Below are 20,885 nucleotides of genomic sequence, written 5' to 3'. Positions count from 1 at the left end.
TGTTACCGAAAAATGGGTTAAATATTTACAAGGTTATTTGGAAACAGTTAATAATCGGTAAATATAAGTTTGCTTTTATCAAAACTTGTATTGGTGTATAGACTTTATTAAAAACTGCCGGTTCTCCTTTCGTATAATAAAGTAAACCATAATGAGCGGGAGACATTCGCTTACCTCTGGGAAAAGCTTTCGGCATTCTACAAGCAATCCAGTGACGAAAAAACATACCTTTTTGGTTGAGATATGCACCATATTCAATGCACCATTTAAGTAAGTTAAAAACGAATAAACTAGCTCCTGGTTTTAGTATGCGAACGCTTTCATTTAACCAGTTTTTTGACCATGTAAGATATTCGTTATCTTTGAGATTATCGCTCACACCTTTACCCTAATTTTTACCAAGATTAAAAGGTGGATCTGCGAATAGAATATCTATGCTTTCATCGGGAATAGAAGATAAAAAATCTAGGCAATCTCCTTGGTAGAGAGTACCGTAATTACTTTGATAAACTTCAATTAAATTATTATTTTTAGCGGTTGTCGGGGAGATAAGCTGGAAAGGTGGCATTGGATATTTTTCTTATTTACTGTTTTCACTATAAACCCCTCAATCATCCTCATACTCAGCCCAAGAATTAGCCGTCTCCGATACCGCAACTTTTATTTTTACCCCTTCTGGTAATTTCTTCTTGGTTTCGTCGTATATATATTTAGCAATCATTTCTGCCGTAGTTTCATATTCGGGAGGCATCACTTCATTAAGAACACAATGATCTAATCCTCCTTTTGTCACATCTTTTTTTGCCCAACGTAAGCTTCTAAAGTCGGCAACCATCACCGGATGAGGACAAAATTCTGAAGAGTGTAGTTTACTGCTAATTGCTTCTATTTTCACTGTATAACTATGCCCGTGCATCCTACCGCAAGGGCCATCATAATCTTTGATGTAATGGGCGCTATCAAAGGTAAATTCGGTAACAAGTTTCCACTTGGGCATCTTTAAGTATCGCTTCGTTGCTGGTTATTAGGTGATATTCGGCAAACAGCCATGTGTCTACGCTGTTATCTTATCTTATCGATGCTTTTGTAGTTCGGGGAATAGGGAACTCTTAACAGGGAATGGGGAATAAGTAATTATCAGTTCTTAGTTTTTCAAGAGCTAAAATTATTATGCAATTCTATATTTTTGATACAAATTGAAATACGGGGAGACGTTGCAGTGCAACGTCTCTACATTATTGGTATGTATCATCTTTGATTGAAACGGCTTTACAACTCATATAAATTTGATAGATAAATTCATAAATATCTAAATAACTATTTATTCGTCAACTAAATAAACTTATGAATTATATAGAATTCATTCTTCAAAATACGTTAATTGTTTGACATTTATTTTCTCGTTGAAATATCCGGAACCCTCAAATAGCTGTATGTAGTTATAGGTGTTCGTTGGAATGTTATGCATAACTGATTAAATCCGCACCTATTTATATATAGAAAAGGATTTAAAGTTCCTGGCTCTACTATTAAATAATAGAAGTAAAAATCATGACAAGCTTTACTCAAAACAATTCTCAATCCGATTTTCTTTCTCCTATTCGTCAATGGCTGGATTCTCAAGAAATTCGCAATCCTAAATTAGCTCATTCTCTGTGCAAACTTATTCCCGCACAGTGTCCTTTTGAACGCGATATCATAGTTTTTGGACGCAAATTATTTCACATTCCTCCAATGTGTAAGTTAAATCCTCTTTACGAGCAAGTTGTGACTTTACGCTTTAAAGCTTTGTGCTATCTTGCTGATGAATGTGGTGAAGATATTACCGCTTATTGCTAAGAACAAATTGGTAATTTTACGCTTATTGTTGTTCCTATTTCTGCGTTGGATTCGATCGACAATTCACCATTATGAGATTCTACTATGCGTTTAACTATTGCCAGCCCCAATCCAGTTCCAGAGGATTTTGTCGAATAAAAAGGCTGAGTTAATTTCGGTAAAACCTCTGGCGGTATGGGTTCTCCACCGTTGCAAATGTTAATTGATATATACTCTTTTTGTTCATTAGAATTATTTTCAAATTTTTCGATCTTTTCAAGGTGAATTTTAACGGTTTCTCCTACGCTTATAGCTTCACAAGCGTTACGAACAAGATTAATTATAATTTGTTTGAGCTTATCTTGATCTCCCATTACTTTTAACTGAGTTGATGGGGGATAATATTCTATCTGACGTTGAGTTGCTGCTGGAATCATTCGCAGCGATTCCAACATTTCGGCAATAAATTTGTTTATATCGATTGCTTGTAAATCTAGTTTTTGAGGTTTTGCATACAGCAAGATTTCTTTTAACAATCTTTCTAATCTATCTGCTTCTTCTAATGCTAAAGATACTCGCATTTGAGAAGGTTCGGATTTATCTGTTTTCTTAAAGTAAGTCAAACCCATTTTCATGGTAGTGAAAGGGTTGCGAATTTCATGAATAATACCCGAAGCAAATTCCCCAATCGCTGCCAAACGTTCTTTTTCAATAAGTGAGGCTTGTGCTGCTTTTAATTCCTGCGTTCTTTTCGCAACTTCCGCTTCTAATATTTCATTAAATTTACATTGCTGCTGATAAAGTTGATAATTATCAATTGCAGTTGCTGCTCTTTCGGCAAATAATTCGACAATAGCAAGTTCTTCTGAATTATATTTGCGCGGTTGCTGATGAAACGAACAAATTGTACCGATTACTTCTCCTTGAGAAGTGCGTAAAGGAACTCCTAAATAAGAACGATATCCTTCCGGTACTGCACCATGTTCGGTGCAAGTTTTGGTATCATCAACTGTAAGACTTTTTCCTGTTTTTACTACCGTTCCAGTTACTACACCATGCAAAGAATAAGTAGTATCATAATCATCTAGTTCTACGCTGCTAGCAAGAATCTTATCGAAATCCCCCAGACAAAGAGTAACTACAGACCAATCAATCGTAATTAGCTTACTAACACCTATCGCAATTTCTCGTAAAAATTTGTTTAGCTCTCCATTGCGATAACTAAGAGACGATAAAACTTCTAAAGTTCGCTGTTTCTGCTGCGAAGCTTGAGATTCTATTAACATATATTTTCCTTAATTCTTTATTTAAATAGTATTATTAATTTTTTTGAATTTTATAATACTTTCTTGATGAAAACTAGTATTTTTATGCTCTGTTTCGATACTTTTTCCCATAAAATAAATATAAATAATATACAATATTTTTCCTAAAATAAAAGCGAACTTATTGTAACATCAATTATCAAAATGATTCATGATATATACATAGAATCAACAGGTCGGACAATTTTATATATTTAGAATAATTTACTTTTATGACAGCGCACATTTTACTAGTTGAAGACGAAGTTAAATTAGCAAAATTTGTAGAATTAGAGTTAGGTTTTGAAGGTTATCAGGTTAGCGTTGCTAACGATGGATTAACTGGATTGACTATGGCACGGGAATCTCAGCCAGATTTAATCCTTTTAGACTGGATGCTACCCGGAATGACTGGCTTAGAAATTTGCAGGAGATTGCGAAGCACCGGGGATAAAGTGCCGATAATTTTGTTAACTGCTAAAGACGAAGTTAGCGATCGCGTTGCTGGTTTGGATGCGGGTGCGGATGATTATGTAGTAAAACCGTTCAGTGTAGAAGAGCTATTGGCAAGAGTACGGGCACGCATTCGCAGTAAATCCAACGAAGATAGCGAAGATAATTTAGAATTTGAAGATTTAAAATTAAACCGCAGTACTCGGGAAGTTTACCGAGATAGACGATTAATTGAATTGACAGCCAAAGAATTTGACTTACTCGAATATTTACTCAGACATCCCCGACAAGTCATAACCAGAGACAAAATCCTCGAAGAAGTCTGGGGTTACGATTTCATGGGAGATTCCAACATTATTGAAGTTTACGTGCGTTATTTGCGGTTGAAATTGGAAGCGAATGATGAGAAGCGATTGATTAAAACGGTGCGGGGGGTTGGGTATGTATTAAGGGAGTGAGTATAATTCGTAATTCGTAATATGTCACTATGTCCTATCGGACACGCTGAACCGCACTATGCCCTTCGGGCACACTTCGTGAACGTGAACGCTAACGTGCCACGCAAGCTACGTAATTCGTAATTAATGCCCCATAAATAAAATTTAGGGGCTTCGCCTATGTCTAATCCACGGATTTATCCGTGGGCTATGACCTAGCGGTCACCATAAGCTAACAAACCGATAAAATTTACTCGGTCATAATCATCATCCAAAGCAGCCAAAATACCGTTAATCTGCCACTGTTGCGGTTTCGGCTTTAGTGCTTCTTTGGCATTTATCCAAGGGAAGCAGACAAAAAAGATTAGCAGAAACGTTAAAGGGAAAAGTATAAAAGGTTGTTTAATTAAGCGCTGATATTTAACCATAACTGGGAAATAATACAAGATAATTGGATTCCCGAAGGTGTAGTTTTTTTATTCAACCGTAAAGATAAATTCAAGTACAATGCTAAAAAAATACAATTATTTAAGTATTATTTCGGATGTTTTAAATGTTTTGTTTAGGAAGAGTATTTCTCCTTATTTCTTTCCTCTGCGCTCTCCGCGTCTCTGCGGTTTTTTAATCAGTAATTTTCTCTAACAAACGAATTAATTCGCTTCATTCTCAGTATCTAAATTACAATAATTTTCTTCCATTCGAGCATAATCTTCACGACGCTCTTGCTCGATATATTCCATCATCTCATCAAATTGCGGGTCATCTTTATATTTACCAGCAAATTTCATCCAAGGATGTTCTTTTTTCGGTGGTTCAATTTCTAAAGAAACGATTTCAGCATTAGCCAAACGCTGAGTCAGAAGTTGAGTTAGATTTTTCAATGCTTCTTCTTTAGTCGCACCAATTGCTTGACAATCTGGTAAACCTAATACTGTTGCGCTAACGCTACCATCTGCTTATTCAATTAGTACATCATAATTTAATTTAGGTGATGTTTTTGGGGTGGTTGATAATGTAGTCATTTGTTCATGTTTTTAATTCTTATTTCTTATTTTAAAAGGTGATAGCTCCATTGATGCAGAACACAGTCAAGACATAATCTACAATAAAAGCTACGAAAAAATAGGAAAGTATTTCACAACAATTCACCACAACAACTCTACAAAATAATTCCCGAATGCTGCATCCTTTGATACTAAAGTCATCCCTTCTACCAAACTTTGTGCAATTATCAGTCTATCAAAAGGGTCTTTATGATGAAAAGGTAAGTTTACTAACTCGTCTAAATGCTCCGGTAATATTTCCAGTATTTATATTGCATTTCCATAAACTTCTCGTTCCACAATTTTTGTAAATTCAAGTCCCAGCTTCAGTTTTCCAATGCTAATTTTAATAGATATTTCCCAAAGAGTTGCAATGCTGATAAATCGCTGATTATTTGTATTTTCAATCGCGTTTCTAGCTGTACTGCTCAAATTCAGATTTCCACCAATGAACCATAAAAATGTATGAGTATCAAGAAGCAATTTCATGGAGCATATTCCTTGAAATCTTCCAACGGCTCATCAAAATCATCCGACATTTCAATTAAACCCTTTGCGCTACCAAATTTAGGATATGGCTTTTCTGCTTCAACTGGCACAATTTGAAACGATGTTCCATCATTGCGGAATATAATCACTTCTTTGCCACTTGCGGCTTCTTCGATTAATTCCGCAAGTTGAGTTTGAGCATCTTTTAAATTAACCTTATGCATTGCTGTTTTTTATATTGATTTCAATTAATAATATACTATTGTCATAATTATTGGACTGCGTTGATATCCGCCTGGGACTGCAAGTCCCAGTCTAAAAGCATAAGTCCTATAAATAGGACTGGTAAATGAATTGATTAAAAAAAATAACATTAATTAACTTATTAGCCCGTGCAGACGGGCTTCGTAAATGTAGCCCCACCCTTCGAGGGTGCGGGCGATTTTTCTTGGAGGTGGTCGTTTTTTCCCCAATTCAATGGTGCGTAACGGCATTTTCCTTCTTTAAAGTTTCTATCAATAAATATTCAAGCCGTTACACACCCTACAAAATTCTTAACCACTAACAACTAACAACTAACCACTAACTCCCTTAAACGTTCATCTGCTGCTTTTGATAAAGGGAATAATACAATCCTTTTTTCTGCAACAATTCATCATGGGTTCCTCTTTCAACAATAATTCCTTTTTCCATTACCAAAATCATGTCGGCGCGTTTCAATGGTGCAAAACGATGCGCGATTAAAAATACCGTTTTTCCTTGGGTGCTATTTTGTAAGTTTTGCAATACCTGCTGCTCGGTTTCGCTATCTAAGGCGCTTGTTGCTTCGTCCAAAATTAATATTGGTGCTTGTAAAAGGAATAACCGGGCTAAAGCAACCCGCTGTCTTTGCCCGCCGGATAATGCGGTACCTCTTTCGCCGACGTTGTTTTCGTAGCCTTGAGGTAGATCGCTGATGAAGTCGTGAGCTACTGCCATTCTGGCGGCTTGTACTACTTGTTCGGCGGTGATTTCGGGGTTTCCTAAAGTTATATTTTCTAGGATGCTGCCGTTAAACAAAAAGTCTTCTTGTAAAACTACGCCTATTTGCTGCCGCAAGGAAGCTAAATCAACGCCTTTAAGCTCGAATCCATCTATTAAAATGCGCCCGGATTCGATTTGATAAAGTCTTTGCAATAGTTTTGAAAGCGTACTTTTACCGGAACCGCTGCGTCCGACTATACCGACAAACTGACCGGGTTCTACGTGAAAGGAAATCCCTTTGAGAACTGGTTCGGTATTGGCTTTGTAACGGAAGAATACTTGATCGAATGTGACTTCACCTTCGAGGGATGGTAGTACTAATCCGGTTCCTGGTTCTGCTTCGGGGTTGACGTTAAGAATGTCGCCGATTCTATCTACCGATAACAGTACTTGCTGTAAATTTTGCCACAGTTGAACTAATCTTAATAAAGGCCCGGTAACTCTTCCGGAAAGCATTTGAAAAGCTACCAATTGCCCTACGGTAAAGTTACCATCAATAACCAATTTGGCTCCAAACCAAAGTATTAACAGACTGGAGAATTTGGTCAGAAAGTCGCCGATGTTACTGCTGATATTGGAAGTTGTGGAAGCTTTGAAACCAGTACGAATAAAGCGAGCAAATAAACCTTCCCATCTATCCCTGGTTGCAGGTTCGGCAGCATGTGCTTTTACCGAATGAATTCCCGTAATTGTTTCTACGAGGAATGATTGACTGTCAGCGCTACGGTTGAATGTTTCGTTCAGCCATTTACGCAAAATTGGTGTTGCTGTCAGGGTTAAGATGGCAAATAATGGTAGTACTGCCAACGCTACGAAGGTAAGGGTACTGCTGTAGTAAAACATTAGTACTAGGTAAACGACAGCAAAAATACTGTCAAGAACTACAGTTAATGCCGTACCCGTAAGGAACTGACGGATTTGTTCTAATTCTTGAACCCTTGCTACCGTATCTCCTACCCGTCGCGACTCGAAATAAGATAAAGGCAAGCGCATCAAGTGACGAAATAACTGCGCTGATAAACTTAAATCCAAACGACGGGCTGTATGGGTGAAAATAAATAAACGTAGAATCCCCAACAACGACTCAAATACCGCTACTAATAAAAGTGCGATCGCCATTACGTCGAGAGTAGCCAAACTCTCTTGCACCATGACTTTATCGATGATGACTTGGGTAATTAGTGGTGTGGTTAATCCCAGCAGCTGTAAGGTGAAGGATGCCAGCAGTACTTCTGTAAGTAAACCTTTGTATTGCCAAACTGCGGGTAAAAACCAACTTAAGTTAAACCTTTCTTGTTTTTGGGTTTGTTCTACTTGCCATAAATAACCATTCCAAAAGCTTTCCAGTTGTTCACGGGATACGCTTTCGCAAGCAAAATCGGGGTTTTGCGGATTAGCAACAATTAAGTTATTGCCTTTACGTGCATAAGCAACCACCCAATTAGCTTGTTCCGAATTACCCCATAACAATAAAGCTGGAAAAGAAAGTTTTTGTAAATCATCCCAATCAACCTGCAACCTCCGCAGCACCAAACCCAGCTTCTCGGCAGCTTCCACAACATTTTTCGGACGTTGCGATCGCACTTGACGCTGTACCCATTCCAACTTCACCGAAATTTCCCAATACTGCGCCACCATCGTTAAGCAAGCAGCAGCACTGTTCGCACTGGAGACGAAGGGATAGCCGGATGTGATGGGATGGGGAAGAGAGAGGGGGGGAGGGGAAGATGGGGAGATGGGGGGATGGGGGGAATTTGTTTCTACATTCTCGCCTTGTCCCCTTGTCTCCTTGTCCCCTTGTCTCCTTGTCCCCTTGTCTCCTTGCCAAAACTCTTCAATCTGCGGGGTTGATAATTCTGCCCATAAATCTGTACTGGTACGCAGCACTAAAACTTCTTTACTAGCTGCTACAGCTTTACATTCTGTGGGATAATTATTTAAGTTGCCGAACCATTGTCCTGGTTCTAAGGCGGCTATTGGTTTACCAATACCTTCTTCGCGAAGACGAACTTTACCTGAAACGATCAGAAATTGATAACCAACTACTTCTTGCGACCAAATTTTCTCTCCTAAACGAAAATCAAGAATGTCCGATTGTTGCAACAAGGTTTTCTGCTCGTCACTCAGCCAGCATAAAGGTGGTTGGTTCCAAGCTGGGGAAGCTAAAACCGTGGCTTGTAATGATTGATTATTTGAAACATTTATTTTACTTGTAGTTTGACTGTCAGCTTTTGAATTTTCTCTGCTAGCCATTTCTCAAACAGTTCATTTTGTAGTGCTTGCTTAAGTTGAGTATCTTCTAACGATGCTGGTAGGAGCTGTTCGACGCGAAACAATCCATAACGTTCTTCTAGTTCTACAGGGCCTAAAATATCCCCAGGAGTAGCTACATCTACAGCTGCTCGAAGTCTATCCGGCATTGTTCCGCGACTCACTGGCCCCATCATGCCGTTGACAATCTTGTCATCAGAAAGGGAATATTCCCTAGCTAGCTGCTCGAAACCAGTTCCTTCTTCGATTTGGGTGTGTAACTCCTCAGCTAACTCTCGATTATCAACAATAATCCGAGAAAGTACCACCCGATCCAAAAAAATCTTTCTTTCAATAAAGTATTCTGCAAGTTTTGGTTCTGCCACTAAACTTTTAAGTTTCTCTAACTTAAACCCAAAAGCAACTGTTGAGTGAAACGTCCCATAGTCGGTACCGCTATTGTTTAACCAATCCTGAAACTTCTGTTGCTCGCTCAGCCCATTCTTGAGCCGAAAATCAATAATTGCTTGTTCGGTTAAGGCGGGAGAAAGTTCAATTTCTTCTCTTGCGGCAATTTCTTGTTCGATTACATCCTGACGTAGAATATCCCGAATAAACTGACCTAATTTTCCACTAATTTGTAAGTATTGTACTGCCTGCTTTACCGAAATTGATCGGTCATCAACAGTTAAAAACGATAAAGATTCCATAAAGTTAATACGAACGAAAATACCTTAAAAAATATACAGCGAAAAAATAAAAATCAATCGCATTCAACTGACACGAGCGGAAGGATACTGCTACGAAGAATGAAAAGTTGTCTTACAGCAATAGCGCAACAAATCTTGATAAATGCTGCGTATAAATAATTGTAGAGTTACCGATTTTCTAACAACTTTTTATGTAAGAAAACATTATATTTTAAATATTTGCCCGAATCCAGGCAAACAGCATCGCAGTAGCAGCTCCTATAAAGGTATTGAGAACGTTAACTAATTCATTAGTTAACCATTGCCATCGGGATTGCAAAGTAGCTCCAATCACGCTTTCTAAATTAGTGGCAATAAATGCTGCCAATACACACCATATAATACCCCACACATCAATTAAACCAACTCCCCAGCCAAGCATTGCCAGCACCACGGAAGCGACGATTCCGGCAAGGGTTCCTTCAAGGCTGACAGCACCTTCGGTTCCTCTGGGCACTGGCTGCAAAGTAGTAATCAAAAAAGTTCTTTTACCGTAAGCTTTACCAACTTCACTAGCACAAGTATCCGAAAGTTTAGTGCAAAAACTCGCGACGTAACCCAAGATTAGTAACGAACTGAGAAAAACCGTTTCGCTTGTTCCCCACAAATTAATAATTCCTATCCCCACAGCGCATAAAGCTGCGGTAAAAGCCGAACCCCAAACGTTTTCTGGGCCTCTTGCACCGGAACGCTTTTCGGCAATTCCTTCAGCTTCTTTTTGTGCCATGCCGATGCGGGTAACAGCAGAACCAACTATAAAATAAGCGCAAACTACTGCGTATCCGCTCCAGCCAAGCGTTCCCCAAATCAAAACACCGAGCAACCAGGCATTAAGTATTCCAGCAGGAGTAAGCAGTTTTTTTGGCACCAGCCAAACTATACCTAAAAGTACGGCGTTCAATCCCACTGCTACGAGCCAGGGATTAAAAAAATCGTATGAAGACAGCATCAGTTATTTTCTACTAATGTTTATTTAACATCATTAAGTATTGCAATTAACCGTACATACGCCAAGTTACAATATCAACCTCTTTTTACTCTATTCCCCATTCCTTCTCTGTTTCCTACTTTCTACTGCCTGCTTTCTACTCCTTCCTCACAATTACGATTTACAAAACTTTTGCCATGTCAAGAGTAAATTTTACATTTAACTAAAAATATTTATGCCTATTTATGCATTGCCTGATTAAAAATTCATAAATATAGTTCTTTTACTCCGAAATCAGGGTAAAAAAGCAATTTTTATATTTAACTAGATTATTTTTTTGGATTTATTTCGATTAAATTTTACTTTAATTAATCCAGCAAATAACAGCATACATACACATAAATCTATTATATTAACAGATTAAATAAATATTTATCTTTCGAGGGAGCAACAAATCGCAGCGTATTATCGAACACAATAGAGGTAATAATTAAGTAAAAGACCAAATTATACATAAAGATATTTTGCACTAGCTTCGATATAAGGTATAATTCATCTCTACCATTTATGCATAGGTTCTAATTTTATCGATATCTAAAAATAAGCAATAAATAACTTTGAGTAACGAAAATACTTAACAGTAAAATAAGTCTATAATTTTTATTGCAAAAAGAAAAATCTGAGTATTTTCTCTAGATAGACAATTTTGTTAATTAAAAGTTTTCATAAAGGTTAAGTAAATTTATTATAGTTTTGAGGTTAGAGTAGACACATAGTCTCTTTTTTTACATAAAAAAAGAGTAATTATGGATATTGAACGAATAAATACCGTTTCTTCGGATTTGATAAATATGCCAGAAACTTTCCCAATAAAACTTTTAGATTCAGCAAGTCAGCTACGTATTAATACTACTATTCAAACAATTACTGATACGGTAAACAGTTTTGAAGCAAATGATTTATATCGTTTCAGTTTGAAAGGACGTAGCAGTTTTAATCTTACCCTTGATGGGTTAAGTGCAGATGCAGACGTAAAGCTGATTCAAGATAAAAATGCTAATGGAAAATTCGATAAAGGCGAAACAATCGCTGATTCCAATAATGGAGGTAAACTCGCTGAGTCTATTCACACGGATTTAGCCGCTGGAACTTATTATGTTGAAGTTTATCCTTACGGCAATATAGAAACTGATTATCGTTTAAGTGTTTCAGCAGTGCCCTTTGACAGTGCGGGAAATACTTTTGATAATGCTCGTGAAGTTGCTGTCGATTCCCTTTCCAAAAGTATTAGCGATTGGGTAGGCAAACTAGATTCCGACGACTATTACAGGTTTAATCTTGCTGGTACCAGTGACTTTAAAGTTGTAGTTGACGGTTTGAGTGCTGATGCCGATTTGTGGTTGCTGTCGAGTCAAGGAAATATTCTGAGAAGTTCGGTTAATATTGGTACTGCTTTGGAGGAAATTACTCAAACTTTAGAAGCTGGAACTTATTACGTAAAGGTGAATTCCTTCAGCAACAGCGAGACTTTTTACAATCTCGATTTAAGTGCATTACTATCAAAAACAACTGTAAACGAAGGCGATAAGCAAAGCTTGATGCCGGAGGCATTACGCCAGCCGAATCCTACTTCTATTGCTAATGAAGCAGTATCCGCATCTCAAGTAATATCTTCGCCGATTCCGACTTCAGCTACCATACCTCAAAGTGCAGATGGTATTCGCAACCAAGCAGGAACTTTAAGAGCCGATACCTTTACATTCGAGTCTGGTTACAGTCGGACAATTTTTTCGGGTAACGGTAATGTTGATTATGGTAGTGGAGCGCGGGATTTCATCGATCTATCCCTATTTGCTTCAACTTCGGCAGCCTTTAATTATGCAACCGATCCGAATGGAGGTATCGCTTACAATTCCGGGAATGGCAACCGAATATTTGATGCATTAACGCTTGGTGATGGCAGTGAGATTTTATTTGAAGGTATTGAAGCAATAAAATTTGCCGATACTACGATCAATTTATCAGTAACTCCTAACGATCCTGAATTTAGCAAGCAGTGGAATTTGCACGGAATGGGCGTTCATAATGCATGGCGCTTTACTACAGGTACCGATAATGTGATGATTGGTATCCAAGATACGGGTTTGGGAACTGATAGTAAAGGAAACATTCATCCAGATTTACGTAAAGCTGATTTTATCGGTAAAAACTATCTCGATGAGTGGGGTGATTTTTCTCACGGAACTTTAGTTCAAGGAAGTATTGCAGCTAAAAGCAATAACAAAAAAGGAGGAGCAGGTATCAACTGGAACTCCGATTTAATGCTCGTCGATGTTGTTGGGGAAGATGCTTTAGATTACAACTTGGCGACAGCAACGCAAGCCATGATAGACAAAGCCAACGCTCAAGGTAAACGTCTGGTAGTTAATCTCAGCTTAGCTGGTGGTTATTCAGTAGAATTTGAACAACTTATTGCAGACAACCAGGATAAAGCTTTATTTGTAATTGCTTCTGGTAATGACAATAGCAATAGTATTGTCAATCCCGCAGATTTAGCGTTGAAGTACAGTAATGTGGTGGCTGTGGGTTCTTCTTGGGGAACTCAAGATTGGTATGGCAATGCTAAAACACCAGGTGAAAGGGTTTCTTATGATAATTGGTGGGGTTCAAATTACGGTGATGGTTTAACCGTAACTGCTCCATCTGAGTTTCTTGCCACCAGTGCAGATCGTAATGATTCAGGTCAATTTGTTTTTGGCTACAACGACAAATTTAATGGAACTTCAGCTTCTACAGCAAACGTTTCCGGAGTTGCGTCATTAGTATGGAGCGTTAATTCGGCTTTAAGTGCCGGACAAATAAAAGCAATTATTTCCGAAACTGCTTACGATTTAGGTGATAAAGGCTATGACGCATTTTACGGTAACGGGTTTATCAATGCCGATGCGGCGGTACGAAGGGCTTTGGCTATTGCACGAGGTTTTGCATAGGTACACCGATCAATCTAAAACAAGCTAAATTATCAAGATTCTTTTTTCAAATAAAGGTGTAGCATCTATATTTATTTTTGATTATTAAAAGCTATTAGTTCCACCGCTCCACCACTCCACCGTTTGCAATTAGATGGGGATTTAAACCCAGAATAGCTGAAAGCTAAAAGCTAAAAGCTAAAAGCTAAATAACTAATAATTGGCATTTGGTGAAGAAGAATTCAGTATATTCTCGATTACCAAATGCCTTTTTTTATTGTAATCATCTCTTCACTAATACAGTGCGGCTTGATTAAATTTGAATAGGGCATAAGAAATATGCAATTATCACGAATAATGTAAAGCGAAGGTAAGGAAAAGCTTTTAATTAGACATCTCCGGAAAACATTTAGGTAGTTTAATTTTGTACGCATACCTAACCCCCCTGCCCCCCTTCCCAAAAGGGGGAAGTGGGGTTTTAAAGCCTCTCTCCTCTATGCCGCAAGCGGCACGCTTACGCTAACGGGGAGAGGTTTGTATACAGTTCTTTTTCATTTCCGGAGATGTCTATTATATTGTTCTTCTTCATCTCTTATTTATCTAATCCCGATCGGCGACTTATTCACATCGTCAAATACCAGATAAAATAATTATTTATCCGATTATTTCCGGATTTATTTGATTTTTCCTTGAATATAGTAAATTTTTTGATCTGACACTTATTTGCCAAGCAAAAATTTGAAAAGGGAAGTATTGAATTTATCTATGCCCACCTAAGTACTAAAGTTGTACTACTAAATATAGATAACGGTCAATAGATTTTTATTGATCTATATTGTATTTTTTGCTACTAGAATAATAATTATGGAGCAAAAGTTAATTCTCTTAAAACCTTACTGATAAAGAGTTTAAGCTTTAGTCTTGATGCAGCAAAAAGATATCAAGCAACTTTGAAATAACTTTATATAACGTCGAATGAATACTGAATATATTCAAATCAATTAAGAGTGTTTGTATCCTTCATTTAAAAAAAATTGATATTTAAGTAATATATCCGGTTATTTTTTATTTTGATTAATACGTAATTTTTCCCTAGCTGTTTAGAAATGTAAATAGCACTATAGAAGTTCCTATTTAAAAGACAAGGAATTTACAAAGCAATATAAAGTCCTTACCTTGCCTGTTTCTATGCAAGGCGTTGTTTATAAACTCTATTAAAAAAAACAGCTATTATTATGTCAATGGATAATGCGGGGAACTTGTTCGGTTCCTCAACATCTTTAGATATTACCCAAACATGGCAAATAATCGAAGATACAGTAAGTTTGAATAATACTGACGATTACTATAGTTTCACTAATAGCAGTCGCAGTAATTTTAGTCTTGCATTAAACGAACTATCAGCTAACGTCGATGTTCTACTACTAGATGATAATGGTTCAGTAATTGCAAACTCATCTGCCGAAGGTATCGAGAATGAAAATATTAATAAAACTTTAGGTATAGGTACGTACCATATTCAGGTGCATCAAGTGGATGATGCTATTACCTCTTACAACTTGGCAGTTAAAAATAACTATATACCTCAAGAGTTTCAATTCAATACAGAGCTAATTGAAGGTGGCATTAAGCTTACAGATACCAAGATTTTTGATGCAGATGGTGCTGGTGATATTAAAAAAGTTGATTTTTGGCTAAAAAAACAGGGCAGTTACTGGAGAAAGCTGGATACGGTATCTGAATTTAGCAGCAACAGCGATGGTTCAATTGGTTTTGACTACGATATCAGCAATCTTGAAGAAGGTAAATACTATATATGGGGTAGAGCAACCGATAATTCCGCCGCTAGAAGCAATGGTTGGGGACAAGCTATTGACGTAGAAAAGATTGTTAATCCCGAACTTGAGAATGTAGCACCTACAAAGCTAGATTTTACAATCGAAGCTAAGAGTGGAGGAATTGAGCTAAAGAATGCAAACGTATATGATGCAAACGGTATAGATGACTTAACAAGAGTTGATTTTCAGCTTAAGCAAGAGAATGGTGAATGGATTGATATTCAAGACGCTCTCGATTTTGCTGACAATGGAGATGGGGAGTTCGGTTTTGAATACAGCATTAATAGTTTAGAGCAAGGTAATTATGAACTGAAAGCAACAGCTTACGATAAAGCTGGTGCTGCTAGTGAAACTTTAAAAAGTTATTTCCGAGTTAAGAATACTGCGCCTTCCGATTTACGCTTTGAAGTCGAAGTTGTTGAACGTGGTGTTCGTCTTAAAAAGACTAGAGTATTAGATGCTAATGGTGCAACCGATCTCAGCAGAGTGGATTTTTGGTTGAAAAAACAGGGTGAAAATTGGCAAAATATTGAGGATGCTGTTGAATTTCGCAGAAATGAAGATGGTTCTATAGGCTTTGATTACAGCATTGAGTCCCTTGAGCAAGGTGATTATATATTGTGGGCAAGAACTCGCGATAAAGCAGATAGTTACAGTAATAGCTGGCAGCAGTCTTTTAACATCGGTAATGCAGCGCCCAGTCAACTCGACTTCAACTTCAAGCAAATAGATGGAGGAGTTGAGCTAAATAATACAAGAGTATTTGATGCAGATGGCATGGATGACTTAGAAAGAATCGAGTTTGAGCTTAAGCAAGAAGATGGCGAATGGATTGAGATTCAAGATGCTCTCAATTTTAATCAAAACCAGGATGGTTCCATTAGTTTTGACTACAGTATAAATAGCTTGCAGCAAGGAGATTATCAACTAAAAGCAACAGCTTACGATAAAGGCGGTGCTTCTGGAGATGCCTTAACAACTTTCTTCAACGTTAAAAATGTTAAACCTTCAGATTTGCAATTCGACATCGAAGCTATTGAAGGTGGTGTTCGCGTTACTAATGGCAAAGTGTTTGATGCTAACGGTATGGATGATTTAACCAGAGTTGATTTTTGGTTGAAGAAAGACGATAGAAGCTGGGAAAATATTGCTGATGCTGTGGAGTTCCGTAAGAATACAGATGGTTCATTCAGCTTTGATTACACTATTGATTCTTTAGAAGCTGGTGATTACGTGTTGTGGGCTAGAACTCGCGATCGAGCAGATAGTTACAGCAATAGTTGGGAAAAATCTTTCCAAATTGTCGATCGCACTCCCATACCGCAACCCGAACAAAACTGGTTCGATCAAAATATTCAAGATACAAGCATACGTGCATTAAGTAAGTCGTTATTTTTAGATGGAAATTTAGATCGTAATGACATGATTGCTATACTTCGGGATGCAAAGGATAACGGTGCTGTAGATTCTACTGAGATTACAGACTTACGCACCATAGTTGATAATGCTTCTGATTTAGGAATGGCCGATTATATAAGAGTGTTATCAAGCAAGGTTGTTTACGGTGACACTGCAAATAAATCGGGTAATTTGCAGGATGGAAGCAGCGACGTTCAACTAGACAAGTTAATAAACAAGTGGTTTTTAGGAAGCGAGCGTGCCCAGACTTCTCACACTTATCAATATGCAGAAGGTTTTCTGTACCAAAATGGAATCAGTCATGATGACATTAGACAAGGCTATATCAATAACTGTTTCTTCTTAGCTGGTTTAGGTGCAACTGTCGTACAGTCACCGGAAATTATTCAAAATATGTTTATCGATAATGGAGATGGCACTTTTACGGTTCGCTTCTACAATAAGGGAGTTGCCGATTATGTAACTGTAGACAGATACTTACCTACTAATAATATTGGTAACTTCGTATATGCAAATGCAGGCGATCGCCATGACAATGTTAACAATGAATTATGGGTAGCACTTGCTGAAAAAGCTTATGCTCAACTTAATGAATCAGGTTGGATTAATCAAGATAATACCAATTCATACAACGGTATTGGTAATGCTGGATATTTGAGCGACGCATTCAAGCATATTACTGGAAAAAGATCGTCTTTAGGTAAAATTTTGAACTTTGATCTGGTAGTTAAAGGTTTTAATTCTGGTGAAATTATCGGGTTTGGTTCAAAATCTAGCGGTACTACATCAAATATTGTCAATTCTCATGCTTACGCTTTAGTAGATTACAATAATGATACTCAAAAATTCACTTTATTGAATCCTTGGAGTACCGATAATAATGCTTTAAAATCTAGAACTCTAGAATTAAGTTGGGGTGAAGTTAGTAGTAACTTTAGCTATTGGGATTCTACCATTACTAATGTAGTTTCTACTTAAAAAATAGGTAGTAGAGGTTCGTAGTGAGCCTTAGAGAGTGTAAGAATGCGTCAATAACTATCTGGGAACCTCTCTCCAAACCTCTCTCCTAGAAGGAGAGAGGCTTATTACCCCCATTCCCTCATAGGGAAGGGGGGCAGGGGGGTTAGGTTTCCGAGGTGCCTGAAGTAAAACTGAATACTTTTCCGCCCATCCTCTTAGCTCGACTTTATCCAAAATTAAGAACTTGGTTCTCTTGATACGGCAAAATCCTAGCTTTTTGGCAAAGACTTTTTCCATCTTTGTGATTCTCGGTAAAATCGAAAAAGTAAAACTACTGTTCCACAAAGCTTTTAGCATCAGCTTGAGCGTTACTAAAAAATGGATAAAGTCGAGCTTAGATGAAGCAAAGCGATAAATCGCTTACTACGAACCTTTTTTAATAAATAAACATATTGAAAAAAATAAAACGTTTATCACATACATTTTTATACTTTAAACTTGTTGTAATTAAATCTTTTTTTCTTATTAACTGTCGATCAATATCAATAAACACCTACTAAATAAAGTTATTGTAAAATAATTGGCAAATTTAATTTTTATTTCATAGTAAATATATTGAAACAGAAATTTTTTGCAGCTTTATATCTGAATTATTTGAGATTTTTCACGATTGATGCTGCCATCAAAATATATATTTATCTATTTGAGGTATAAGTTTATGCACGCTAATTTTAGTGATAGTAATTTGTTTCCTGAAAAAAAAAATCGTATCACTGCTATCACCTCGATAGATGAATTAAATGATAATTTAAACCTAAATGATTTTAGTCTTTTGAATCGTAGTAGTTTTGATTCTTATACTGATAATTTAATTGTGAGTACGGCTGAATCATCTATACAACCTAATCTGAATAACTCCGACATCACCATCACAGACAGCAAAATTCAATTATCTCCCCAGAAGAATAATTTGAATAATAATTTCCGCAAAACTAGTTTTCATGCCTCTGATAGTCAGGCATACAGTTCTAATAATGGCTATGGTTTAGCAAATGCAGCGGAAGCAGTAGCTGAAGTTATTGGAGAAGACACTTTTGATGATGTTCCCGATACAGGAGGCAATAATTGGGGTGCTGATGCTGTAAATGCCCCAGAAGTATGGGCAAAAGGATACACGGGTGAGGGTGTGGTAGTTGCGGTGTTAGATACTGGTGTCGATCGCAATCATGACGATTTAAAAAATAATATTTGGACTAATAGCGGCGAGATTGCTGATAACGGTAGGGATGATGATGGGAATGGATATATAGATGATTTCTATGGCTGGAACTTTGATGGTAATAATAACAGTACTTTAGATGTAGATGGGCACGGTACCCACGTTTCTGGTACTATCGCCGGAGAAAATAATGGTTTTGGTGTAACTGGTATTGCTTACGATGCTCAAATAATGCCAGTCAAAGTTTTAGATGATTTTGGCTCTGGCTCTAACACTGCGGTTGCTGACGGTATTTACTATGCTGTGGATAATGGAGCAGATGTAATCAACCTTTCACTCGGTGGTTCTTTACCTACTTTTGAGGTAGAAGAAGCGGTAAAATATGCCAGCGAACAGGGAGTTACTGTAGTGATGGCAGCAGGAAATAGTGGCGGGCAAATGCCTCTATATCCGGCTCGTTATGCGGATCGATATGGAATTGCTGTAGGAGCTATAGATGAAGATAAAAGTCTGGCTAATTTTTCTAACCGTGCGGGTTCCGAAGAGTTGACATATGTTACCGCTCCAGGAGTAGATATTTACTCTACACTTCCAGATAATAAATATGATTCTTATAGCGGTACATCTATGGCAACTCCTCACATTGCGGGAGTGGTGGCTTTAATGTTAAGTGCAAATCCGAGCCTTGATAATAACCAAATACGACAGATTCTTGAGGAAACATCGGGTGATGATAGTCCAGATATGCCTTTATTGCCGGATTTTGGCGATTTTTTCCCCGGTTTAAGTTTAATTTCAAATTTATCCCGCGAAAACTTTGAATATAGTTCTGGTAGTAAATATATAACTCGAAGTTTTACAGACATTAACAAGTCTGCAAATGCTTTTTTTGAACGGCAGTTTTTTACCTATGAGCAAAATACTTTGTTGAGTCAAAATAATCGGATATTTAGTACTAATGTTGAAAGTATGCTTGAAGAAGATGAAATTTTGGTTTAGAGGATGAGGGGTAAGGGAAGGTTTGTAGTAGCGCTTCAGCGCATCCGAGTTCCAGATGCGCTGAAGCGCTACTACGAACCTTTTTACCTATTTCCTACATAAACTTATAATTCTTCATAATCACCAGCGTAATTAATCACACACATTACTTTATAAACGGAGTGGTTCCCGAAAGCGACTCCAGCAATATTGTATTCTGGGTTAAACGTAGTCTTCCTATGTCCGCGATCGGGTACACCGTCATCAATAATTAGCTGCATAACAATATCTTGGGCAGTGCTGTAACCGTAAGCGATGTTTTCTCCAGCAATGTGTCCCCATTTGCCATGCCGATTAACGCGGGTAAAAGGGTCGCTTTTATCGCTGCCATAATGACCGTATCCCCCCGTACTACCTTGGTCATTTACATGGTCCCTAGCCCCTAAAGACATTCCTCTGGATGGACGTAATGAGTTAACACGACTTTGTGAAGAAAGAAAGGCAATTGCTTCATCAACTACTGCAACTCCTTCTCTAGTCATCATATATTTGCGCTTACCAATTTTGACCTTATTTCCTCGGAAGCGTTTTTTATACTTTTTCAGAATTGGGATATATGACTGAGGATTTTCCCGCACTTTATTCATTTCCATAATTACCTCTTTTTCTAATTGCGAGAGGTAGCTGGCTCGTGCTAATAAAGTTGGACTAGATTTTTTGACCAAAGTAACTTTATATTCATCTGATAACTCTGCCCAAGAGGGATTAATTTGAAAAAATTTACAGCAAGAGGCTATTAATAAAGATGTTGGCAAAGTAACCCATAGAGATAATCGCATATATATATATACCTTTTTGTTAAAATCTCAGTATTAAATAAATAGGTTGGTGTTGAAAATTGTAATCATGACAGGGGAGCAATATAGCTGTATTTATTTCTGTCTACTTACTTAGCAACAATGAAATGCTGCTCTTAAGCCAGGTTTTTATTAAGCTAAATTTGGATAA

17 protein-coding genes are annotated in these 20,885 nt (G+C 37.4%); 5 read left to right on the top strand and 12 right to left on the bottom strand.

Annotated elements, in window-relative coordinates:
* Positions 1-25 precede the first annotated feature (25 nt).
* Genes ACM03V_RS11885 through ACM03V_RS11875 form a run of 3 tightly spaced genes read right to left on the bottom strand, consistent with a single transcriptional unit; the run spans position 26 to position 997 of the window.
* On the bottom strand, positions 26-379 hold the full coding sequence (locus ACM03V_RS11885; protein ID WP_414620992.1) for a DNA methyltransferase: 354 nt from the start codon (positions 377-379) through the stop codon (positions 26-28).
* Between the two features lie 9 nt (positions 380-388).
* Positions 389-568, bottom strand: coding sequence for a hypothetical protein (locus tag ACM03V_RS11880; protein WP_414620991.1), 180 nt, complete (start codon positions 566-568; stop codon positions 389-391).
* 39 nt (positions 569-607) lie between these two features.
* Positions 608-997, bottom strand: a complete 390-nt coding sequence (locus ACM03V_RS11875) for a 6-pyruvoyl trahydropterin synthase family protein (protein WP_414620990.1) — start codon at positions 995-997, stop codon at positions 608-610.
* A 554-nt stretch (positions 998-1,551) separates the two neighbouring features.
* Here ACM03V_RS11875 and ACM03V_RS11870 point away from each other — a divergent pair.
* Positions 1,552-1,839: a Mo-dependent nitrogenase C-terminal domain-containing protein gene (locus ACM03V_RS11870; RefSeq protein ID WP_414620989.1), complete on the top strand. Its 288-nt coding sequence runs from the start codon at positions 1,552-1,554 to the stop codon at positions 1,837-1,839.
* On the opposite strand, the gene ACM03V_RS11865 is transcribed toward ACM03V_RS11870, so the two are convergent.
* Positions 1,836-3,104 (bottom strand): ATP-binding protein, encoded by a 1,269-nt coding sequence (locus ACM03V_RS11865; protein WP_414620988.1) that lies wholly within the window; start codon positions 3,102-3,104, stop codon positions 1,836-1,838. The two genes, ACM03V_RS11870 and ACM03V_RS11865, sit on opposite strands and share 4 nt — an antisense overlap.
* 251 nt (positions 3,105-3,355) lie before the next feature.
* On the opposite strand from ACM03V_RS11865, the gene ACM03V_RS11860 reads away from it, so the two are divergent.
* Entirely contained in the window at positions 3,356-4,033 is a 678-nt protein-coding gene (locus ACM03V_RS11860) for a response regulator transcription factor (protein WP_414620987.1), read from the top strand.
* Between the two features lie 194 nt (positions 4,034-4,227).
* Here the strand turns inward: ACM03V_RS11860 and ACM03V_RS11855 are convergent, their stop codons facing one another.
* The 7 genes from ACM03V_RS11855 to ACM03V_RS11825 all read right to left on the bottom strand — a co-directional run bounded on the left by ACM03V_RS11855 (position 4,228) and on the right by ACM03V_RS11825 (position 10,515).
* Positions 4,228-4,440, bottom strand: coding sequence for a hypothetical protein (locus ACM03V_RS11855; RefSeq protein ID WP_414620986.1), 213 nt, complete (start codon positions 4,438-4,440; stop codon positions 4,228-4,230).
* A 222-nt stretch (positions 4,441-4,662) separates the two neighbouring features.
* On the bottom strand, positions 4,663-4,893 hold the full coding sequence (locus ACM03V_RS11850; RefSeq protein WP_414620985.1) for a hypothetical protein: 231 nt from the start codon (positions 4,891-4,893) through the stop codon (positions 4,663-4,665).
* 429 nt (positions 4,894-5,322) lie between these two features.
* A complete protein-coding gene (locus tag ACM03V_RS11845) occupies positions 5,323-5,544 on the bottom strand; it encodes a type II toxin-antitoxin system VapC family toxin (protein WP_414620984.1) in 222 nt (73 codons plus the stop codon).
* The gene (locus tag ACM03V_RS11840; RefSeq protein WP_414620983.1) at positions 5,541-5,768 is read right to left on the bottom strand and encodes a type II toxin-antitoxin system Phd/YefM family antitoxin; all 228 of its coding nucleotides are present in this window, start codon (positions 5,766-5,768) and stop codon (positions 5,541-5,543) included. The genes ACM03V_RS11845 and ACM03V_RS11840 overlap by 4 nt, the downstream gene beginning before the upstream one ends.
* Before the next feature lie 367 nt (positions 5,769-6,135).
* A complete protein-coding gene (locus ACM03V_RS11835; protein ID WP_414620982.1) occupies positions 6,136-8,820 on the bottom strand; it encodes a type I secretion system permease/ATPase in 2,685 nt (894 codons plus the stop codon).
* Positions 8,769-9,527, bottom strand: coding sequence for a peptidylprolyl isomerase (locus ACM03V_RS11830; protein ID WP_414620981.1), 759 nt, complete (start codon positions 9,525-9,527; stop codon positions 8,769-8,771). The genes ACM03V_RS11835 and ACM03V_RS11830 overlap by 52 nt, the downstream gene beginning before the upstream one ends.
* A 211-nt stretch (positions 9,528-9,738) precedes the next feature.
* Entirely contained in the window at positions 9,739-10,515 is a 777-nt protein-coding gene (locus tag ACM03V_RS11825; protein WP_414620980.1) for a TIGR00297 family protein, read from the bottom strand.
* 785 nt (positions 10,516-11,300) lie between these two features.
* Between ACM03V_RS11825 and ACM03V_RS11820 the strand changes: the two genes are divergently transcribed.
* The 3 genes from ACM03V_RS11820 (at position 11,301) to ACM03V_RS11810 (ending at position 19,898) form a co-directional block, all read left to right on the top strand.
* The gene (locus tag ACM03V_RS11820) at positions 11,301-13,484 is read left to right on the top strand and encodes a S8 family serine peptidase (RefSeq protein ID WP_414620979.1); all 2,184 of its coding nucleotides are present in this window, start codon (positions 11,301-11,303) and stop codon (positions 13,482-13,484) included.
* Between the two features lie 1,214 nt (positions 13,485-14,698).
* Entirely contained in the window at positions 14,699-17,698 is a 3,000-nt protein-coding gene (locus ACM03V_RS11815) for a C2 family cysteine protease (RefSeq protein ID WP_414620978.1), read from the top strand.
* 700 nt (positions 17,699-18,398) lie between these two features.
* Positions 18,399-19,898, top strand: coding sequence for a S8 family peptidase (locus ACM03V_RS11810; protein ID WP_414620977.1), 1,500 nt, complete (start codon positions 18,399-18,401; stop codon positions 19,896-19,898).
* A 104-nt stretch (positions 19,899-20,002) separates the two neighbouring features.
* On the opposite strand, the gene ACM03V_RS11805 is transcribed toward ACM03V_RS11810, so the two are convergent.
* Entirely contained in the window at positions 20,003-20,716 is a 714-nt protein-coding gene (locus ACM03V_RS11805) for a CAP domain-containing protein (RefSeq protein WP_414620976.1), read from the bottom strand.
* Positions 20,717-20,885: the final 169 nt, after the last annotated feature.

This window comes from Calothrix sp. CCY 0018, from assembly GCF_963920925.1.
GTDB lineage: Bacteria > Cyanobacteriota > Cyanobacteriia > Cyanobacteriales > Nostocaceae > Rivularia.
This window is presented reverse-complemented; position numbering and strand designations above follow the sequence as displayed.